This is a genomic window from Rhizobium sp. BK060, assembly GCF_014193145.1.
In the GTDB taxonomy this organism is placed as follows: domain Bacteria; phylum Pseudomonadota; class Alphaproteobacteria; order Rhizobiales; family Rhizobiaceae; genus Rhizobium.
Genome location: NZ_JACHYW010000004.1, coordinates 75128 through 94852 on the forward strand (window position 1 = coordinate 75128; position 19725 = coordinate 94852).

General features: G+C 60.8%; 17 protein-coding genes. 6 read left to right on the forward strand and 11 right to left on the reverse strand.

Annotated elements, in window-relative coordinates:
- Positions 1-16: 16 nt before the first annotated feature.
- Positions 17-1441 carry a ribosome biogenesis GTPase Der gene (der, locus tag FHT71_RS05860; RefSeq protein ID WP_007789837.1) on the forward strand — a complete coding sequence of 475 codons (1425 nt, stop codon included), beginning with the start codon at positions 17-19 and terminating at the stop codon, positions 1439-1441.
- A gap of 10 nt (positions 1442-1451) precedes the next feature.
- Here der and FHT71_RS05865 read toward each other — a convergent pair whose 3' ends face one another.
- A complete protein-coding gene (locus FHT71_RS05865) occupies positions 1452-1889 on the reverse strand; it encodes a MarR family transcriptional regulator (RefSeq protein WP_007789838.1) in 438 nt (145 codons plus the stop codon).
- Positions 1890-2049: 160 nt separating this feature from the next.
- Here FHT71_RS05865 and FHT71_RS05870 point away from each other — a divergent pair, with 160 nt between their 5' ends.
- A complete protein-coding gene (locus FHT71_RS05870; protein WP_132588827.1) occupies positions 2050-3063 on the forward strand; it encodes an alpha/beta hydrolase in 1014 nt (337 codons plus the stop codon).
- Between the two features lie 5 nt (positions 3064-3068).
- Here the strand turns inward: FHT71_RS05870 and FHT71_RS05875 are convergent, their stop codons facing one another.
- Together FHT71_RS05875 and FHT71_RS05880 are read right to left on the reverse strand one after the other, a co-directional pair.
- Positions 3069-4202, reverse strand: a complete 1134-nt coding sequence (locus FHT71_RS05875; RefSeq protein WP_210294086.1) for a glycosyltransferase family 1 protein — start codon at positions 4200-4202, stop codon at positions 3069-3071.
- A gap of 207 nt (positions 4203-4409) precedes the next feature.
- On the reverse strand, positions 4410-5330 hold the full coding sequence (locus FHT71_RS05880) for a sugar kinase (RefSeq protein WP_132588826.1): 921 nt from the start codon (positions 5328-5330) through the stop codon (positions 4410-4412).
- Between the two features lie 193 nt (positions 5331-5523).
- Here FHT71_RS05880 and FHT71_RS05885 point away from each other — a divergent pair, with 193 nt between their 5' ends.
- On the forward strand, positions 5524-7173 hold the full coding sequence (locus FHT71_RS05885; protein WP_132588825.1) for an alpha-glucosidase: 1650 nt from the start codon (positions 5524-5526) through the stop codon (positions 7171-7173).
- A 4-nt stretch (positions 7174-7177) separates the two neighbouring features.
- Here the strand turns inward: FHT71_RS05885 and ade are convergent, their stop codons facing one another.
- The 8 genes from ade to FHT71_RS05925 all read right to left on the reverse strand — a co-directional run bounded on the left by ade (position 7178) and on the right by FHT71_RS05925 (position 16507).
- The gene (ade, locus tag FHT71_RS05890) at positions 7178-8875 is read right to left on the reverse strand and encodes an adenine deaminase (RefSeq protein WP_132588824.1); all 1698 of its coding nucleotides are present in this window, start codon (positions 8873-8875) and stop codon (positions 7178-7180) included.
- A gap of 136 nt (positions 8876-9011) precedes the next feature.
- Entirely contained in the window at positions 9012-10115 is a 1104-nt protein-coding gene (locus FHT71_RS05895) for a branched-chain amino acid ABC transporter substrate-binding protein (protein WP_007789853.1), read from the reverse strand.
- A 675-nt stretch (positions 10116-10790) separates the two neighbouring features.
- The gene (locus FHT71_RS05900) at positions 10791-12119 is read right to left on the reverse strand and encodes an aspartate aminotransferase family protein (protein WP_132588823.1); all 1329 of its coding nucleotides are present in this window, start codon (positions 12117-12119) and stop codon (positions 10791-10793) included.
- A 265-nt stretch (positions 12120-12384) separates the two neighbouring features.
- Positions 12385-12702, reverse strand: a complete 318-nt coding sequence (locus FHT71_RS05905) for a metalloregulator ArsR/SmtB family transcription factor (RefSeq protein WP_007789858.1) — start codon at positions 12700-12702, stop codon at positions 12385-12387.
- 96 nt (positions 12703-12798) lie between these two features.
- Positions 12799-13551, reverse strand: coding sequence for a pyridoxamine 5'-phosphate oxidase family protein (locus FHT71_RS05910; RefSeq protein WP_183719234.1), 753 nt, complete (start codon positions 13549-13551; stop codon positions 12799-12801).
- A gap of 31 nt (positions 13552-13582) precedes the next feature.
- Positions 13583-14635 (reverse strand): choline ABC transporter ATP-binding protein, encoded by a 1053-nt coding sequence (gene choV, locus FHT71_RS05915; RefSeq protein ID WP_132588821.1) that lies wholly within the window; start codon positions 14633-14635, stop codon positions 13583-13585.
- The gene (choW, locus tag FHT71_RS05920) at positions 14632-15477 is read right to left on the reverse strand and encodes a choline ABC transporter permease subunit (protein ID WP_007789864.1); all 846 of its coding nucleotides are present in this window, start codon (positions 15475-15477) and stop codon (positions 14632-14634) included. Before choW ends, choV begins: the two co-directional genes overlap by 4 nt.
- Positions 15478-15553: 76 nt before the next feature.
- Positions 15554-16507 carry a choline ABC transporter substrate-binding protein gene (locus FHT71_RS05925; RefSeq protein ID WP_132588820.1) on the reverse strand — a complete coding sequence of 318 codons (954 nt, stop codon included), beginning with the start codon at positions 16505-16507 and terminating at the stop codon, positions 15554-15556.
- A 236-nt stretch (positions 16508-16743) separates the two neighbouring features.
- Here FHT71_RS05925 and FHT71_RS05930 point away from each other — a divergent pair, with 236 nt between their 5' ends.
- The 3 genes from FHT71_RS05930 to FHT71_RS05940 all read left to right on the forward strand — a co-directional run bounded on the left by FHT71_RS05930 (position 16744) and on the right by FHT71_RS05940 (position 19721).
- On the forward strand, positions 16744-17346 hold the full coding sequence (locus FHT71_RS05930; RefSeq protein WP_132588819.1) for a thymidine kinase: 603 nt from the start codon (positions 16744-16746) through the stop codon (positions 17344-17346).
- 74 nt (positions 17347-17420) lie between these two features.
- A complete protein-coding gene (locus FHT71_RS05935; RefSeq protein WP_183719236.1) occupies positions 17421-18512 on the forward strand; it encodes a hypothetical protein in 1092 nt (363 codons plus the stop codon).
- An 84-nt stretch (positions 18513-18596) separates the two neighbouring features.
- Entirely contained in the window at positions 18597-19721 is a 1125-nt protein-coding gene (locus FHT71_RS05940) for a DUF2333 family protein (protein ID WP_007789871.1), read from the forward strand.
- The last annotated feature ends 4 nt before the right edge of the window (positions 19722-19725 follow it).

Here is a 19725-nt window from a genome sequence, read left to right on the forward strand (position 1 = left end):
AATGTAAGGAATTTCAATGAGCTTCACGGTCGCCATCGTCGGTCGCCCGAATGTCGGCAAGTCGACGCTTTTCAACCGTCTGGTTGGAAAGAAGCTGGCGCTCGTCGATGACACACCGGGTGTCACCCGCGACCGCCGCCCCGGCGACGCGCGGCTGATCGACCTGCGCTTTACCATCGTCGATACCGCTGGCCTTGAGGAGGCCCACGAAGAGAGCCTGCAGGGCCGCATGCGCGCGCAGACCGAGGCCGCGATCGACGAAGCCGATCTCTCTCTGTTCGTCGTCGATGCCAAGACCGGTCTGACGCCGGTCGATACGGCGCTTGCCGAAATGCTGCGCCGTCGCGGCAAACCGGTGATACTGGTCGCCAACAAGTCCGAGGCGCGCGGCTCCGACGCTGGTTTCTACGATGCCTACTCGCTGGGCCTCGGGGAGCCCACGCCGATTTCGGCCGAACACGGACAGGGTATGCTCGACCTGCGTGACGCGATCGTTGCAGCCCTTGGCGAGGAGCGTGCGTTTCCGCCGAAGGAAGATGTCGCCGTCACCGACGTCGATATCCCGCAGTCGACCGGTGCCGACGGCGAAGAAGAGGAAGAGCCGGCTTACGACGACAGCAAGCCGCTGCGTGTGGCGATCGTCGGCCGCCCGAATGCCGGCAAGTCGACGCTGATCAACCGCTTCCTCGGTGAAGACCGGCTGCTGACCGGACCGGAAGCCGGCATCACGCGCGATTCCATCTCCGTGGAGTGGGACTGGCGCGGTCGCACCATCAAGATGTTCGACACGGCAGGCATGCGCCGCAAGGCGAAGGTGATCGAGAAGCTGGAAAAGCTCTCCGTTGCCGATACGCTGCGCGCCATCCGATTTGCCGAACTCGTCGTCATCGTCTTTGATGCGACGATCCCGTTCGAGAAGCAGGACCTGCACATTGTCGATCTCGTGCTGCGCGAGGGCCGGGCTGCCGTTCTCGCCTTCAACAAGTGGGACATGATCGAGGATCCACAGGCCGTCCTGGCTGACCTGCGTGAAAAGACCGACCGGCTGCTGCCGCAAGCGCGCGGCATCCGCGCCGTGCCGATTTCCGGCCAGACGGGCCGCGGTCTCGACAAGCTGATGCAGTCGATCATTGACACGGACAAGGTCTGGAACAAGCGTATTTCGACGGCACGTCTCAATCGCTGGCTGGAACAGCAGCAGGTCCAGCACCCGCCGCCGGCCGTTTCCGGCCGCCGCATCAAGCTCAAGTATATGACGCAGGTGAAGGCGCGTCCGCCGGCCTTCATGATCTCCTGTACGCGTTCGGACGCGCTTCCGGAATCCTATACGCGTTATCTGATCAATGGCCTGCGTGCTGATTTCGACATGCCGAGCGTGCCGATCCGCATTCACTACCGCTCGCCTGACAATCCGTACGAATCAAAGAAGAAACGGACCTGATAGAGCGAGTTCAGGTTGCGCTGCGCTCCAACGCATCGCGTAGCGCAACAACCTCCGCCCTTAGCCGCTTCAGTTCAGCGAATTCCTGGCCCGACGCGCTGACGATGCAGCCGGGGATGGAAGCTGCGCGCTTTCTAAGTTCCCGGCCTTCCTCGGTCAGCCGGATAATGACGACACGTTCGTCGTCCATGCCGCGTTCACGCTTGACGTAGCCGGTCGCTTCCAGACGCTTGAGGAGGGGGGTGAGGGTGCTCGATTCGAGGAGCAGTTTCGCGCCGATGGCACCCACCGTCTGGCTATCTTCCTTCCAGAGCGTGACCATGACCAGGTATTGCGGATAGGTCAGGTTCAGTGCGTCCAGCATCGGCTTGTAGACGCGGTTCATCGCGTGGTTCGCGGTGTAGAGGGCGAAACAGATGAAATCGTCGAGATTCAGGTCGTCGCTCATATCGTGATCTCCAAAATCGCACAATAATATATCGCACGATAAATAGTCGCAAGCATACTTTTTGCATGGCTGCCATGCTCAGATTTATATCGCGTAATAAATAATCGTTCGATAAATATAATGCGTGTTCACAACGAACCGCAACCAAAAGGACAAGACGATGTCGACCATCAAGACCGCAGTCTGCGCAGCAACCATCCTGGCAGCCACCGCCTTCGGCGCCGCTGCCGATCCGGTGCTGGAACCGACGACCCAAAAGTTCATCGACGCGCTGGCCGGCGCCAAGCCGATCTATACGCTGTCTCCGTCCGACGCCCGCGGCGTTCTTGCCGGCGCGCAGAAGGGCGACGTCAGGAAGCTCGCCGCCAAGGAAGAGAACCTGACGATCAAGGCCGGTCCGACCGGCAGCATCAAGTTGCGCATCGTTCGTCCGGAAGGCGCGAAGGGCGAGCTTCCTGTCGTCATGTATTTCCACGGCGGCGGTTGGGTTCTCGGCGATGCCGACACGCATGACCGGCTCGTCCGCGAGATTGCCAATGGCGCCAAGGCCGCCGTCGTCTTCGTCGACTACGAGCGCTCACCGCAAGCGCGTTATCCGATCGCGATCGAACAGACCTATGCCGCCACGAAATATGTTGCCGAGCACGAGAAGGAATTCAATGTCGATGCGAGCCGCCTGGCGGTGGCCGGCGATAGTGTGGGCGGCAATATGACGGCGGCAGTCACCTTGCTTGCCAAGGAGCGCGGCGGCCCGGCAATCGATCAGCAGGTTCTCTTCTATCCGGTGACCGACGCCAACTTCGAGACCGGCTCCTACAATCAGTTCGCCAATGGCCCGTGGCTGACCAAGGAAGCGATGAAGTGGTTCTGGAACGCCTATCTGCCTGATGAAGCCAAGCGCAAGGAGCCGACGGCTTCACCGCTGCAGGCGTCGCTCGATCAATTGAACGGTCTGCCGCCGGCACTGATCATCACCGATGAGAACGACGTGCTGCGCGATGAAGGCGAGGCCTATGGCCGGAAACTGAGCCAGGCCGGCGTGAAGGTGACCTCGATCCGCTACAACGGCACGATCCACGACTTCGTGCTTCTGAACGCCATTGCCGAGACGCCGGCGGTGCGCAGCGCGATTTCCGTCGCCAACCAGACGCTGCGCGACGCGCTCAGGAAATGACGGGATCAGGTTCCTGAGGAGATAGGCCCGGCGGCCTCGCCGGGCTTTTTCGTTCTTGGCAGCGACTTGGCGGCAAACTGCCAAGCCTTTTTCCATTTTGGCGTGATGACGCCGTTGGCGGCGCGAATGTTGTTGATGAACTGCGTGGTCGCCGCTTCCCAGGAATATCGCTGGGCAAGTTCACGGGCCTTTTCGCGCGAAGCAGACAGAGCCGCCAAGCAGGCTGTCCTCAGGTCGTTGTCGAGTGCGCCGACCTCGTTGTCTTCGCCGATGATGTCGAGCGGCCCAGTCACGGGGTAGGCAGCGACGGGAACGCCGGAGGCAAGCGCCTCCAGAATCGTATTGCCGAACGTATCCGTCAGCGATGGGAAGACGAAGACGTCCGCCTGGGCATAGGTCTTTGCCAGTTCCTCGCCGACTTTCAGACCGGTGAAAAGTACATCCGGATAGCGCTTCTCGAGTTCGGCGCGGGCCGGTCCGTCACCCACGACGACTTTCGATCCGGGCAGGTCGAGATCCAGAAAGGCCGGGAGGTTCTTCTCCAATGCTACCCGGCCAACCGTCATGAAGACCGGGCGGGGCAGTCCGAACGGTGCATCTTCCAGCGGTGTCGGGTGGAACTGGCCGGCGTCGATGCCGCGGCTCCATGGCATCAGGTTGCGGATACCCTTCTCGGAGAGCTCACGCGCAAGACTTGGCGTTGCGACCATGCAGCCCGCACCCGAATTGTGGAACCAGCGGACGAAAGCGTAGAGCCAGCTTTTCGGTACCGGCAGGCGCGCCGAGACATATTCCGGAAAGCGGGTGTGATAGCTGGTGGAAAACGGCATGCGGTTCCTCAGGCACCAGCGCCGCGCCGTGAGACCCAAAGGGCCTTCCGTCGCGATGTGAACGTAGGACGGCATGTGCTTTTCTATCTCGCGCGCGACGCGGCGATAATTGGCGATCGAAAGGCGAATTTCAGGATAGGTGGGGCAGGGGATGCTGTGAAAGCCCTGCGGCGTCACCATCGCCACCTCGATGCCCATCTTCGCGAGTTCGCGATTGGTATTCTCGATCGAGCGAACGACGCCGTTGACCTGAGGATGCCAGGCATCACTGACAATAACCAGCCGTTCCGCCACGCCCTGCCGAGACATAGCCAGGCTTTCGTCGCTTCCAACATCCGACATATGTTGCAGCACGCCCCAATTCCATCCACGCCGCGCCGCGGGGCGCCGGCTCAATTCCGGGTAGGCCCGGAGACTCGATTCCCGCGCTTCCTATTCTGGCGGCCGTCGATGATGGAAATATTACAGTCGCGTTACGCCGACAGATGAGTGGTCTTTAGCGGGGCGCGGTGCTGCCTAGGCCTTCTTCAGGCCGAGCTTTTCCCGTGCGACGAGGGCGCCGTGTTCGCTGACGACGCGTGCGGCGACCTTTGCGGCAAATGCGGCTGCGGCCGCAGCGTTCCTGGTCTCGAGATAGCGTGCGAGAAATGCGCCATTGAAACTGTCACCGGCGCTTGTCGTGTCGACGACCTGCTCGACCTTTTCAGCCGGGACGAAGTTCTCCACGCCATCGAAACTCAGCGTAGCGCCTTCCGCGCCATTCTTGACGACGACATCGGCAGCCCCAAGTGTGCGATACCGCTGGATCGTTGCCGCTATCGAGACGTCGCCGAAGTGAGTTGCCTCGTCATCAAAACTCGGCAGCACCAGGGAAGAGGCGCGCGCGCCTTCGCTGATTGTCGCATGCATCACGTCATAGCCCGACCAGAGCCGTGGGCGAATGTTGGGGTCGAAGGCAACAATCTTGCCGGCCGCCTTGGCACGGCGAACCTCGGCCAGCAACGTGTCGGCGTCATTGCGCGACAGGATCGCAAGCGTGATGCCGGAGAAATAGATGACGTCGCAGGCCTCGATCGCCTCGCGCAAAAGTTCCGCATCAGCTGCCAATTGGCGAGCCGCGGAGTTGTCGCGCCAGTAACTAAAGGAGCGTTCGCCATCCTTCAGACTGATCATGTAGAGACCGGGCGCCTTGCCCTTGATGCGCCTGATAAACGCGGTGCCGATGCCGGCTTCCTTGAAGAAGGCGATCATCTCATCGGACATAGGTTCGTCACCGAGCGCGGTAAAATACTCCACCGACCAATCGGCCGGCAGGCAGGCGCGAGCATACCAGGCGGTGTTCAGCGTATCGCCGGCGAAGCCCTTGCGCAGCAAGCCGGCGCCGGCCTGCGAAAGCTCCACCATGCATTCACCGATCGATAGAAAACGCCCGCTCACAGAAAGCCTCCCCGAATTTTCTCCTTTCGCTGATACGCGCAGAGCACTTCGCTGACAAGCTACGAACTGGCGGCTTTGGATCTGATAATCGGTTGGATTGGCGGGGCCATTGGGGACGCTTCCGGCTGAAGGTTGTTTTTTGTCCCACCCGCTTTAGTGTGCAACGTCATTGCATGAATGCAGGAGATGAACGGTGGCGGTTGCGGACAAGACGGCGGACTGGTGGCGGGGTGCAGTGATTTATCAGGTCTATCCACGTTCCTTTCAGGATACGAACGGAGATGGCTTGGGCGATCTCAAGGGCATTACTCGGCGATTGCCCTATATCGCCAGCCTCGGTGTCGATGCCATCTGGCTGTCGCCGTTCTTCAAATCGCCCATGGCCGATATGGGCTACGATGTTTCGGACTATTGCGATGTCGATCCGATTTTCGGCACTCTTGCCGATTTCGACGAGATGATGACCGCGGCTCACGGGCTCGGCATCAAGGTCGTCATCGACCAGGTGATCTCGCATACGTCGGACGTTCATCCCTGGTTCATCGAGAGCCGCTCGAGCCGGACCAATTCGAAGGCGGACTGGTATGTCTGGGCCGACCCGAAACCGGACGGCACTGCGCCCAACAACTGGCTCTCGATCTTCGGCGGACCCGGCTGGGAATGGGACGGCGTGCGCCGGCAGTACTACCAGCACAACTTCCTGACCTCGCAGCCGGATCTCAACTTCCACAGCCCGCAGGTTCAGGATGCCGTGCTTGCCACGGTGAAGTTCTGGCTCGACCGCGGCGTCGACGGCTTCCGCCTCGATACCGTCAACTATTACTTCTGCGACAAGCTGCTTCGCGACAACCCTGCGCACGCGCCTGACGAGAGTGACGCCGGCCTCGATGCGCCGGATACGAACCCCTATGGCATGCAGAATCACCTCCATGACAAGACGCAGCCGGAGAATATCGGCTTCCTCCAGCGGTTCCGGGCTCTGCTCGATCGCTACGAGGCACGCACGACGGTCGGCGAGGTCGGTGACGGCGCCCGCTCGTTGAAGACCGTGGCCGCCTATACAACCGGCGGCGACAAGCTGCACATGTGCTACACCTTCGATCTGCTCGGGCCGGATTTCACCGCCACGCATATCCGCAGTTGCGTCGACGCCTTCCAGAAGTCGGTCGCAGATGGATGGGTCTGCTGGGCCTTCTCCAACCACGACGTCAACCGCCATGTCAGCCGCTTTGCCAAGACGGAAGCGGAGCGACCTGTTATCGCCAAGCTCGCCATGTCGGTGCTGGCGGCACTGCGGGGCTCGATCTGCCTCTATCAGGGTGAAGAGCTTGGCCTTCCGGAGGCACAGCTTGCCTTCGAGGACCTGCGCGACCCCTACGGCATTCGCTTCTGGCCGGCCTTCAAGGGGCGTGACGGGTGCCGCACGCCGATGCCCTGGGAGGCGGCCAAGGCGCATGCCGGCTTTACGACGGCCGAGAAATCCTGGCTGCCGGTGCCTTACGAGCAGGCAGCACTTTCGATCGATACGCAGGAGAGTGATCCGCATTCCGTCCTGCATCACTACCGGCAGACGCTCAGATTCCGCAAAGGCCACCCGGCGCTGCTCGACGGCACCATGGAGTTCATTGGAACCAATCAAGATCTTCTGGCCTTCACGCGTTCGAAGGGAAGCGAAAAGCTGCTCTTCGTCTTCAACCTGACGCGCAAGCCCGCACAGTTCGTTCCGCCAGCGGGAATGGTGATCGGAGAGCGGCTGGCGATACCTGGCTTCGAGGCGGTGACCGGAACCGGGCCGATCAAGCTGGCGGCGCTGGATGCGTTCTGCGCGCGGGTGGCGGGCTAGGCGCTCACACGATCAACGCGAACTTGTCGACATCCACCATTCCGCGGTCGGAGATCTTCAGGTGCGGGATGACCGGCAGCGGCAGGAAGGCGACCTGCAGGAAGGGTTCTTCCAACGTCGTGCCAAGCGCGTAGGCGGCTTGGCGAAGGTGGTGGAGCGTGTCGCGCACCGTCTCGTAGGGCTCAAGGCTCATCAGCCCTGCAACGGGCAGGGCGATCTCGCCTGTGACCCTGCCATCCTCGACGACCACGAAGCCGCCGTTGATTTCGCCGAGGCGATTGGCGGCGAGCGCCATGTCGTCCTCGCTGACGCCGACGACGCAGATGTTGTGGCTGTCATGGCCGACGGTCGAGGCGATCGCACCCTTCTTCAGGCCGAAGCCCTGAACGAAGCCGTTGGCATGGTTGCCGTTCTTGCCATGCCGCTCGATAACGGCGACCTTGACGATGTCGTTGCCGAGGTCGACGTCGGTCTGGTTGCCCTTCACGGGAAGCCGGTAGCGGCGATATTCGGTGATGATCTTGCCGGGGGTGACGCCGATGACGGGCGTTTCTCCATCGGCGACCGGCACGCCGAAATGAGCGGCGTTGACGGGCCTGGCCTTCACACTGTCGAGGCCGACGGGCTCCACCGGTTTGCGGGTGGCAAAGAGTTCGGCGGTTACCTCGCGTCCGGCCACAAAAACGATATCGGCGCGGCAGTTTTCCAGGCTGTCGATCACCACGAGGTCCGCGCGCCAGCCGGGGGCGACGAGGCCGCGATCTCTCAGTCCGAAGGCCCGCGCAGCCGAAATCGATGCGGCGCGGTAGATAGCCAGCGGCTCGACGCCGTTCTTGATCGCGGTGCGGATCATGTAGTCAAGGTGGCCGTGCTCGGCGATGTCGAGCGGATTGCGGTCGTCGGTGCAGAGCGCAAGGTGCGGCGACAGGCGTTCGGTGATAATGGGCATCAGGGCCGCGAGATCTTTCGACACTGAACCCTCGCGCACGAGGATGTGCATCCCCTTGCGGATCTTTTCCAGCGCTTCTGCAGCACTCGTGCATTCGTGCTCGGTGCGGATGCCGGCGGCGAGATAGCCGTTCAGGTCGTTGCCCGAGAGCAGGGGCGCGTGGCCATCGATATGCTCGCCCTGGAAGGCGTCGAGTTTGGCCAAGCAGACGGGATCCTTGTGGATCACGCCGGGGAAATTCATGAACTCTGCAAGGCCAATGACTTTCGGATGACGGCGGAAGGGCAACAACCGCTCGATCGGCAGATCGGCGCCCGACGTTTCCAGGTGCGTGGCGGGCACGCAGGAAGAAAGCTGGACGCGGATGTCCATGATCGTCTCGAGGGACGAATCCAGGAAATACTGAATGCCTTCGATGCCAAGGACATTGGCGATCTCATGCGGATCGCAGATGGCAGTTGTGACGCCATAGGGCAGGACGCAGCGGTCGAACTCGTGCGGTGTCACCAGCGAGGATTCGATGTGGAGATGCGTGTCGATGAAGCCAGGCACGACGATCTTGCCTGAGATATCGATCTCGGTTTCGCCATCGTAGTTGCCGCATGTGCCGACGATACGGTCTTGGGCGATAGCGATATCCGATGCCACAAGTTCGCCCGTAACGAGATCGAAGAAGCGCCCGCCTTTCAGCACGATATCGGCAGGCAGTTGGCCCGTTCCCTGGTCGATGAGGCGTTCGAGCTTGGCGGTCATGGGCATCCTCGTGCTGGCGTTTGTCCAGTTATAACCCATGTGTCAGACAAAGCGAGATCGGCTTGCCGGCTGGTCCACAAACGAAAACCGGGCGCCCCAAAGGGACGCCCGGCGATCCATCCGCGAGATCGAAGGCTTACTCGGCCGGAACGATCTTGCCACCTTCCCACTTGTAGAGCGCGAAGCTCTGCGAGGTCAGGTCACCGGTTTCGCCGTAGGTCAGCTTGCCGATGGTGGTCGAGATCGGCTCGCCGCCCTTCAGCGCCTTGGCGACGGCTTCGGAATCTTCGGCGCTGCCGGCCTTCTCGATGCCTGCCTTCAGGACTTCGACTGCGGCGTAGGCGTTGAGCGTGAAGGCTTCGGCCGGGATGCCCTTGGCCTTCAGCGCATCGGCTGCCGCCTTGGAATCCGGGCTCTTGGTCGCGTCGACCGCGTTGGTGAAGATCGTGCCGCCGGCGGCATCGGTGCCGATGTTCCAGAACTCGCTGTTGGAGAGGCCATCGCCGCCGATGATGACCGCATTGACGGAGAGATCATGCAGCTGGCGGGCCAGCAGACCGCCTTCCGGGTGATAGCCGCCGAAATAGACGACGTCGACCTTCTCGGCCTTGAGGCGGGTTGTCAGCGCGCTGAAGTCCTTGTCGCCAGGGGTCAGCGAGTCGTCGAGCACCTCCTTGATGCCGCCGGCGTTGAGCGTTGCCTTGAAGGAATCGGCCAGACCCTTGCCGTAGGCGCCCTTGTCGTTGATGATCGCGACGCGCTTGTCCTTGAAGTTCTTCAGGACGTAGTTGGCAGCGACTTCGGCCTGCTGGTCGTCACGGCCGCAGGTGCGCAGAACGTTGGTGAGGCCGCGCTTGGTCAGGTCCGGGGCGGTTGCGGTCGGAGTTACCATCAGCACGCCGTTCTCGGCGAGAACGTCGGATGCCGGGATCGCGACGCCCGAGGTGACCGGGCCGACGACGAAGCGGATGCCGTCGCCGACGATCTGGTTGGCAGCGGAAACGCCCTGCTTGGGTTCGCCGGCGTCGTCGGCGTACTTGAGGATGACTTTCTCGCCGAGGATGCCACCCTTCTTGTTGATCTCGTCAACAGCGGCCTGCGCGCCATTCTTCACCTGATCGCCATAGGCGGCGACCGGACCGGTCAGCGGCGCGATGAGGCCGATGGTGATGTCTGCATGGGCGAGCGGCGCAAAGGCGAGCGAGGCGACAAGGGCCGCCGACAAAGTCTTCAGACTCATTTTCTTTCTCCTTGGGTGGGTTTCAAAACCCGCGATTTGAGTACCGCGGCGGCGAGCCCAGATCGTACAACAGCCCTTGCGGGATGCGCCAAGAGACGATGAGCAGCCGCCCGGCCGAGACACCCGGCTTCCATGTTTGGCTTCGCAGGGTGCACAGCAAGTTTCTTAGGAATTTCACAGCGATTAGGCAAGAAGATAGCAAATCGATCGCCACTTTTGACGAATTCTGTCATGAGCTACGCCGGAATCACGGTTTTCACGGGAAATCCGCGATTCCGACTGTTCCGCCGCACCATCTATTTTGCGGCAAGTGCTTTGGCCAGAAAGGCAAGAGAAATGTCGCTGACCTGCCTGTGGATCGATTGTCGCTTGGCGCCCGTCGCGGCAGAGCTTGGATAGGCAGAGAATGCGGCGAGCACAGAAAGAAAAGCGCAAGCAGTCTCGTGAACATGAAATGATCTCCAATCGAAAGGAACGTGTCCTTTCTGGCGGAGAAATGCGGTGGCCAAGACCTGTAACGCGATTGAGGTCTTGGCCTTATACAGATTTGTCATTCGGTGGATGACGAGCAAAGCGGTGGTCGGTCATCGCGTATTTTGTGCTCATCGCGTTTGATGCCTCTCCCCCTCTGGAAGGGGAGAGGATTAAAAGGCGGGCACTCTACCGTTGCCGATATCAGATGTTGCTTTGCAGAATTTCGCGCAGTTTTGCGAAGAGTTCGTCGATGTGGTGCTTCTCGATGATCAGCGGCGGCGAGAGCGCGATGATGTCACCGGTGGTGCGGATCAGCAGGCCTTTCTCATAGGCCCTCAGGAAGGCGGTGAAGGCACGCTTGGTCGGCTCGCCAGCGATCGGATCGAGCTCGATGGCGCCGATAAGGCCGGTGTTCCTGACGTCGATCACGTTCGGGCAATCCTTCAGGGAGTGCAGCGCGTCGGCCCAATAGTCGGAGAGTTCCGCAGCGCGGGTCAGGAGGCCTTCTTCCTTGTACGTGTCGAGCGTGCCGAGCGCGGCGGCGCAGGCGATCGGGTTGCCCGAATAGGTGTAGCCGTGGAAGAACTCGATCATGTGTTCCGGGCCGCTCATGAACGCGTCATGGATCTCCGCAGTCACGAAGACCGCGCCCATCGGGATGACGCCGTTGGTCAGGCCCTTCGCGGTGGTGATCATATCGGGCTTGACGTCGTAATACTGCGCGGCGAACGGGGCGCCGAGGCGGCCGAAGCCGGTGATGACTTCGTCGAAGATCAAAAGGATGCCATGCTTGGTGCAGAGCTCGCGGAGCTTCTGCAGATAACCCTTCGGCGGGATCAGCACGCCGGTCGAACCGGCGATCGGCTCGACGATGACGGCCGCGATCGTCGAGGCGTCGTGTAGCGTGACGATGCGTTCGAGCTCGCTCGCCAGATCGCCGCCATGCTCGGGCTGGCCGCGGGTAAAGGCGTTCTTGCCGGGCTGATGGGTGTGCGGCATGTGATCGACGCCCGTCAGCAGGGTGCCGAACATCTTGCGGTTGGAGACAATGCCGCCGACGGAGATTCCGCCGAAGTTGACGCCGTGATAGCCGCGCTCGCGGCCGATCAGACGGAAGCGCGAGCCGTTGCCCTTCACGCGATGATAGGCGAGAGCGACCTTCAGCGCGGTCTCGACCGATTCAGACCCGGAATTGGTGTAGAGAACGTGATCCATGCCTTCGGGCGCGATATCGACGAGGCGGTTCGCCAGTTCGAAGGCCTTGGGATGGCCGAGCTGGAAGGCCGGCGCATAGTCGAGCTCGCCCGCCTGTTCGCGGATCGCCTCGGTGATCTTCGGCCGGCAGTGCCCTGCATTCACACACCAGAGGCCGGCGGTGCCGTCGAGCACCTGGCGGCCGTCATGGGTCTGGTAGTACATGTCCTTGGCGCTGACGAAGAGACGCGGCTCCTTCTTGAACTGACGGTTCGCAGTGAAGGGCATCCAAAAGGCCCGCAGGTCATTTGGCGTGGTATTGAGGCGGTTGGACATGCTGTTCTCCATGGCCGTTTCGGAGGCCGTTCCCGGTATTGGCTGATGCCGTTTTTTACTGCCCGGTCAAATTATCAGCGCTTCTCCGGGCGTCAAGCCGCGGACGTTGCCGTCTGGGCAGCGCAGCGGCGAACAATATGCAAAAAAAGACCGGCATTGCTGCCGGCCTAAAAGTATGCAGACGTGCTGAAACAAGGTTGCCACACTATTCCGGATGCATCCCTCGGCAGTGCGGCTTATAGGCTGACGTTATGTCAGCGCATCCTTACGCCGCAGACTTGGTGCGGCTTTGAACAGCATAGATGTCAGTGAGGGCTTCGAGGATTTTGAGAACCTGCTCGGAATTGCTCGAATAGTAGATCGTCTGGGCGTCGCGGCGCGTTTTTACCAGTTTCTGGGCGCGCAGCTTGGACAGGTGCTGCGAGAGAGCCGACTGGCTCAAACCGACCTCCTGCGCCAACGCACCGACCGGAATTTCACCCCTCACGAGGTTGCAGAGAATGAGAAGTCTCTTCGGGTTTGCCATAGCCGACAACAGGGCAGCGGCAACGTTTGCATTGGCGGTTAAATCGATTGTATCCATATCCTGTTCCCGATGTGAAACTAATTTCAAAAACGCACGTTCCCGCTCAATGCCGGACGGCGAAAACTATCAATACAGCGTCAAGATTGTATATAGCTAAATTTCAGGTATTGCGTATTTTATGTTAGGTATATGTGAATAAATGTCCTCAACACCCTGCGCAACGGCATCAAACTCGTAACGCAGGAGCAAATCACCCGAAATGAGATCGAAACCGGCGCAATCCACTCCACAAATGCGCCAATCGCCGTTGCCGGCCTGCCGGCCCACCGCAGCCGCAGCCGCGAGATCCGGGCGCATGGCTAGCAATTCTTGCACTATCGCGTCGGCTTGCGCTGCCACGGCTTCGCTGCCGGGGGATCGAATCGTCAGATCTTCGCCCTCCAGCAGATAGGCGCGACCGAAACCGCCATTGAGGCTTGCGGACTGCGGCACAAGCCGGAAGAAACGGAAGTCCGGGAAATCGATGTAGAGCTTTGCCTTGGCATGGCGGTTGAGGAAGCGGCTGCGAATCCGGACGTGGATGTCGCTGTCGCGCTCGACCGGTTCGGCAAGGCATTGGGTCGTTAGGCGCGGATAGGCAAGCGGATCGCCCTTGCCGGGCTCGCCCGTCAGAAGCGAGGCGCGGCGGTCCGCGTCGAGCGCGCGCGTATGCGTCGACAGGCCCGAGACGAGAATGACGGGAACACCATCGATATCGGTGCCGAGCAGGACGCGACTCGCAAAGGGAAAGCCGGTCCCGGGATCGAGAACGGCAATTGCGGCATAGCGGGCGGAGCGGAGAAGCGTGCGAGCGAGTTTGCGGGCTTCTCCGTCCGTTTCCCTGAGAACGGAAGCTTGATCTTTCATGTCCACTTTGTGACGGAAGCGGACGGCGGGATCAAGCCTGTTCTTTGCGCCGGTGCTGGGTCAGGCCTTCGACGATATCCTGCGCCGAGATAGTCCCGACGATCGCGCCGTTTTCCACGACACCGATACTGCCCGGCTGGCGCGACAGCGCATCGAGAATGTCGATCAGCGGCGTCTCGGCGCGCGCCGTGCCGCTGACGCTCGCGCCAGCGGCCGCATGTCCGAGACCGCGCTGCATCACGTCCTGCGCCGTCAGCATGCTGATCGGGTTCATGTGCTGGACGAAATCGGCGACGTACTGGTCGGCCGGGTTCTTGACGATTTCCTGCGGCGTGCCGCACTGGATGATGCGCCCACCCTCCATGATGGCGATGCGGTTGCCGATGCGGAACGCCTCGTCGAGGTCGTGGCTGACGAAGAGGATCGTCTTCTTCAGCCGCCGCTGGAACTCGAGAAGCTCATCTTGCAGACGCGTGCGGATCAACGGATCGAGCGCCGAGAACGGCTCGTCCATCAGCAGGATCGGTGCACCAGTCGCAAAGGCACGCGCTAGGCCGACACGCTGCTGCATGCCGCCGGAGAGTTCGTTGACCTTGCGGTCGGCCCATTTCGTCAGGTTGACGAGCTCAAGTTGTTCGCCCACGCGCTTCTTGCGCTCGGCTTCCGGCATACCCGCGAGCTCGAGGCCGAAGCCGACATTCTCCGCCACCGTGCGCCACGGCAGCAGCGCGAACTGCTGGAAGACCATCGAGACGGTGTGCATGCGCAGGTCGCGCAAGCCCTTGGCAGTGGTCTTGTAGGGATTACAGAGGCCGTTTTGCGTTGCGACAGACACCTCGCCACGTACGACAGGCGCCAGCCCGTTCACGGCACGCAGCAAGGTCGATTTGCCGGAGCCCGAAAGGCCCATGAGGACGAGGATCTCGCCTTCCTGTACGGAGAGCGAGGCATCCGCCACGCCGAGAACGAGACCGGTCGCGGCGCCGATCTCGTCGCGATTCTTGCCCTGATCGGCCAAGGTGAGGGCGTTTTCCGGCTTGTCGCCGAAGACGATGCTGACGTTGTCGAAGCGGACCGCGGTCATACGCCTTCTCCTTCACCTGTCGCACGGAACATGCGGTCGAGAATAATCGCGAGGATGACGATACAGAGACCCGCCTGGAAGCCCATGGAGACATTGACCGTATTGAGCGCGCGCACCACCGGTTTTCCGAGACCATCGGCGCCGACAAGCGCCGCGATAACCACCATCGAGAGGGAAAGCATGATGGTCTGCGTAAGGCCGGCCATGATCTGAGGCATGGCGAAGGGGAGCTCGACCTTGCGCAGCACCTGCATTGGCGTCGCGCCGAAAGACTCCGCTGCTTCCACGAGGGACGGCGGCGTCGAGATGATGCCGAGACGCGTCAGGCGGATCGGGGCGGGGATCGCGAAGATTACGGTCGCGATCAGACCCGGAACCATGCCGAGACCGAAGAGGATGAGCGCGGGGATGAGATAGACGAAGGTCGGGATCGTCTGCATCAGATCGAGAACCGGCCGCATGATGGAAAACACCCAGGCGCGCCGCGCACCGGCGATACCGAGTGGAATGCCGACCGCCATGCTGACAAATGTCGATGCCAGGACGAGCGCCAGCGTTTCCGTCGTTTCCTTCCAATAGCCCTGGTTCATGATCAGCAACAAGCCGAGCAGGGTGAAAACCGCGACGCCGATCGAGCGGCGCAGCCAATAAGCGATCCCAACGATCGCAGCCAGTACGATCAAAGGATGCGGAGCCTGCAGAATGAAAAGCAACGCATTGATAACGTGCGACAAAACGAAAGCAAGCTGGTTGAAAAACCACTCACCGCTCGACGTCAGCCAGTCGACGGTCGATTTGGCGAAAGGGCCAATAGGAATTTTGTAGTCGGTGATCCAGTTCAAGGAGCGCGCCTATCCGAAAGAGCAAAGATCGAGATGAAACAAAAAGGGGCGGCGAGGGCCGCCCCGTTCATCAGTTTCAAAGGCCGAGGCCCGACTTCACGGCGGTAAGGGCGTCCTTGCCGTCCTTGGTCGTAACGCCTGCGAGCCACGGATCGACTGCGTTCGGATTTGCCTTCAGCCACTCGGTCGCGGCGACCTGCGGATCCTCACCATCGTTGAGGATCTTGCCCATGATCTGGTTTTCCATTTCCAGATTGAACTTCAGGTTCGAGACGAACTTGCCGACGTTGGGGCATTCGGTGGTGTAGCCGGCGCGGGTGTTGGTGTAGACCGTCGCGCCGCCGAAATTTGGACCGAAGGTGCTGTCACCGCCCGTCAGGTAAGTCATCTTGAAGTTCTCGTTCATGGGGTGGGGTGCCCAACCCAGGAATACGACCGGCTTGCCTTCCTTCTCGGCGCGGGCGACCTGTGCCAGCATGCCTTGTTCGGAGGACTCGACGAGCTCAAGGCCGCCCATTCCCATCTCGTTCTTTTCGATCAGGGTCATCACGAGGCGGTTGCCGTCGTTGCCGGGCTCGATCCCGAAGATCTTGCCGTCGAGTTCGTCCTTGTGCTTGCCGATATCGCTGAAATCCTTGATGCCGAGTTCAACGCCCTTGGCATTGGTCGCGAGCGTGTATTTGGCGCCCTCGAGGTTGACGCCGAGGGAATCGACCGTCTTCTCATCGAGGTAGGGCTGGACATCCTTCGCCTGAGCCGGCATCCAGTTGCCGAGGAACACGTCAATGTCCTTGTTCTTCAGCGACTGATAGGTAACCGGAACCGAAAGAACCTTGACATCAGGCTCGTAGCCGAGGTTCTTCAGAATGACTGCGGCCGTGGCGGTGGTTGCGGTGATATCAGTCCAGCCAACGTCGGAAAGACGGACGGCGGAGCAGCTATCGGGGTCTGCGGCAAATGCTGCTGTTGCGACAGAGAGAGCGGCAACTGCGGTGGCGGTGGTCAGTTTGAATGCGCTTGTCGTTTTCATTTTTAGACTCCCAGTCTTGCGTTCCCAAGCCAATCACCAATAACCGAGTTTGACAAGCGATCTGAGCGCGTTTGCGCCGCATTGCAGTACCCGATTGCGACGTGGGGCATTTTTCGCGGAGTGCCGGGTTTTCAAGGCTTTTGGCGGTTTTTGGCCGCGATTTTCCTGTGATTATCAAAATGAGGGACTTTTCTTCGCAGTTTCGAGCTTCCAAGAAGCGAAAGACGGAGAAAACGATGGCAAAACTCTATTTCAACTATTCGACCATGAACGCCGGCAAGTCGACGATGCTGCTGCAAGCCTCCTATAATTACGAGGAGCGCGGCATGCGTGTCGTTTTGCTGATCGCGGCCTTCGATGAGCGCGCCGGAAAAGGGGTTATCGGCTCTAGGATCGGGCTGCAGGCGAGCGCCGTGGCCTTCGAACCGGAAGCAGACTTGCAGGCCTTGATTGGCGAACTTAGCAAGGAGGGGGAGCCAATCGCTTGCGTCTTCGTCGACGAAGCTCACTTCATGACGCGCGAGCATGTCTGGCAGCTTGCCCGGATCGTCGACCGGATGAACATTCCGGTCATGGTCTATGGCCTCAGGACCGACTTCCAGGGGAAGCTGTTTCCTGCGTCTGAGGAGCTTCTCGCGATCGCAGACGAGATGCGTGAGGTGCGGACCATCTGCCATTGCGGACGCAAGGCGACGATGGTGGTGCGCCTCGACGCAGAAGGAAAGGTGCTGCGCGAAGGCGCGCAGATCGATGTCGGGGGCAACGAAAAGTACGTATCGCTTTGCCGGCGGCATTGGGATGATGCCATGAACGGGCAATGGCTTGCCGAGGCGGTGTGAGCGTTCCTCAAATCGATTCCGGTTTGTCGGCTTATGCGCTAGGTTCGCTGTAACCGATTCATGGAGGCGTTCCGGTGCGCAAGCCTTTCTCCTTCGACACGCAGCTGGAAGCCGCGCGAGCGCTCGTGGAACAGCTGCGTCTTGAAGCCAGGGTCTGCGTCGATTTCGTCAAAGAGTTTGCGCGCCAAGGGGCCGCCGTCGATGATGAGCGCTTCCTTGTCGAGAACGGGCGCTTCCAGGCGTTTGTCACAAACGGCGCGAGCCTGACCAATCTGCTGGCGGAACTCGTATCCGTCCTCGACACGCTGACGGTCAAGGTTTCAGCGGATCTCGACAGTTTCCGCGGCCTGACGACAGGCGAGAAATTCATCGGTCGCTTTTCGCGTCAGCGGATGTGGCGTCGCCATAGCGCGCGGGTGCGCGCCGCCCCGGTTGTGGAGCGGCTGCGCGACCTGCTGGTGAAGTCGAACGAAACCGCTGCTGTCATTGCGAGCTACCGCACGATTGTGATCGACTTTCACAAGTTGGGGGAGCATGGGTTGATCGGCATCGTCGAGCAGCGCCGTCGGCTTGTCGACAAGATCGATATCGCGCGCCTGCGCATTCGGGAATTGGATGCCAAGGCGCTGACGAAGCAGGGCAGGATCGGTCTTTATGGAAGCAAGGCCGAATGGGAACGTATGGAACAGGAGCGGCGCGCCCTGAAGAGCGAAGCCGACCGCGTTGCCGAGGAAGAACGCGGAATGCGCGAGGATAGCCAGCGCCGCGAACGCTTCATCAATCTCTTCCAGGTTTTCGTCGATGCGCTGAATAGCCAGGTCGGCCTGTGCAACGCCCTCACGCGCAAGATGGTGATCGACACCGAAGAGCGGCTTTTGATCTATCAGGCACAGGTGGACACGGACATTCCCGGGTCGAAGGTCCAGATTTCGGCGGAACTCTTTCCCGCCATTGCCGGTCCGATTGAACTGTTTGAGCGCAATATGCTGGTGCCGCAGGAACTGGAGCATCGCAAGCGGACCGCCGACGCCGTCTTCGCCAGTAAGTTCGAGACCTTCCAGCGGGAGCCGGAGGAGGGCTGCGGAGGGCCGATCATCGATACGAGGAAAATCTCCAAGCGCCTTCGCTTCCGCCTCCTGCGCCCCAAGCTCCTGAAGAAACAATAATATCAGCACGATATTGTTCTTCCCGGAGCGAGCGCATATGTCAGTGCGCAGACACTGTCTGCCCATCACGGCAAGGAGAAGAGGATGCTCGACCGGATCGCCGGTTTTTTCAGGCTGATCGGCCGGACCATCGCACGCTGGGCGCGGATCTTCTTCGCCTGGGCTTTCTGGCCATTTATCGCCGCCCGTGGCTGGTACGTTCAGCGGACCTGGATGGTCCGGTTGCCGATCCTTGGTTTTATCGGGCTGCTTACCGTTCTTTATTGCTATTTCATCTGGCAGACGCAGGTCTGGTCCGGCTTCAACCCGTCCTTCGTGAATGAGTACAGGCTTTCCGAACGCAAGGTGCCGGCTGGGCAGGAACTGCCGGCAACAGACGACGCGGCGGCGACGAAGACCTGCCAGCGCTCGGCCATCGTCGATGTCGCGGCCGATCTGACGGACTTCAACGTCAATCAGAATGCGTGGATCTCCTCCATGCTCCTCTATCGTCTCGGCTTCTTCGGCATCGACTGGGATCACACGCCGTTCCTCGACAACAAGGCGTCGTTCCAGCGTGGCGTGAACCAGGCGGTTCGTCGCACCTCGGTCGAACTCGTCGATACGCTTGGCCGCGTACGGGGCACGTCGGGGATCAACAACGATCTGCAAAAGGCACGCGGCAATCTGCAGTTCGATGAGTACAGCTGGTATTTCGGACTCGATCCGTTCGGGCCGAAGACGCCGACACCAAGCTATTATCGTTCCGCTCTCGAAAGCCTGCGCAAATTCAATGCCGACTTGGCCGCTTGCAATGCGATCTTCGATGGACGCGCGGATAACCTGATCCAGTTCATCGACCGCATCGCCAACGATCTCGGCAGCACCTCGGATGTGCTTGCGGACCGCTCGCAGAACCATCATCGCGGCTGGTTCGATACGCGCGCCGACGACCGCTTCTGGTTCGCCTATGGGCAGCTCTATGCCTACTACGCGATCCTTGCCGCCGCGCAGTCCGACTTTTCCCAGGTCGTCGCGGAACGCAATCTGGGCGCCATATTCGGCGCAACGATGAGGCAGTTCCAGGCCGCCTTGCAGATCCAGCCCGCAATCATTTCCAATGGTCGGGAAGACGGTTGGATCATGCCGAGCCATCTGGCGACGATGGGCTTCTACATTCTCCGCGTCCGGTCCAATCTCGTCGAGATTCGCTCCGTGCTCGATCGCTGAGCGT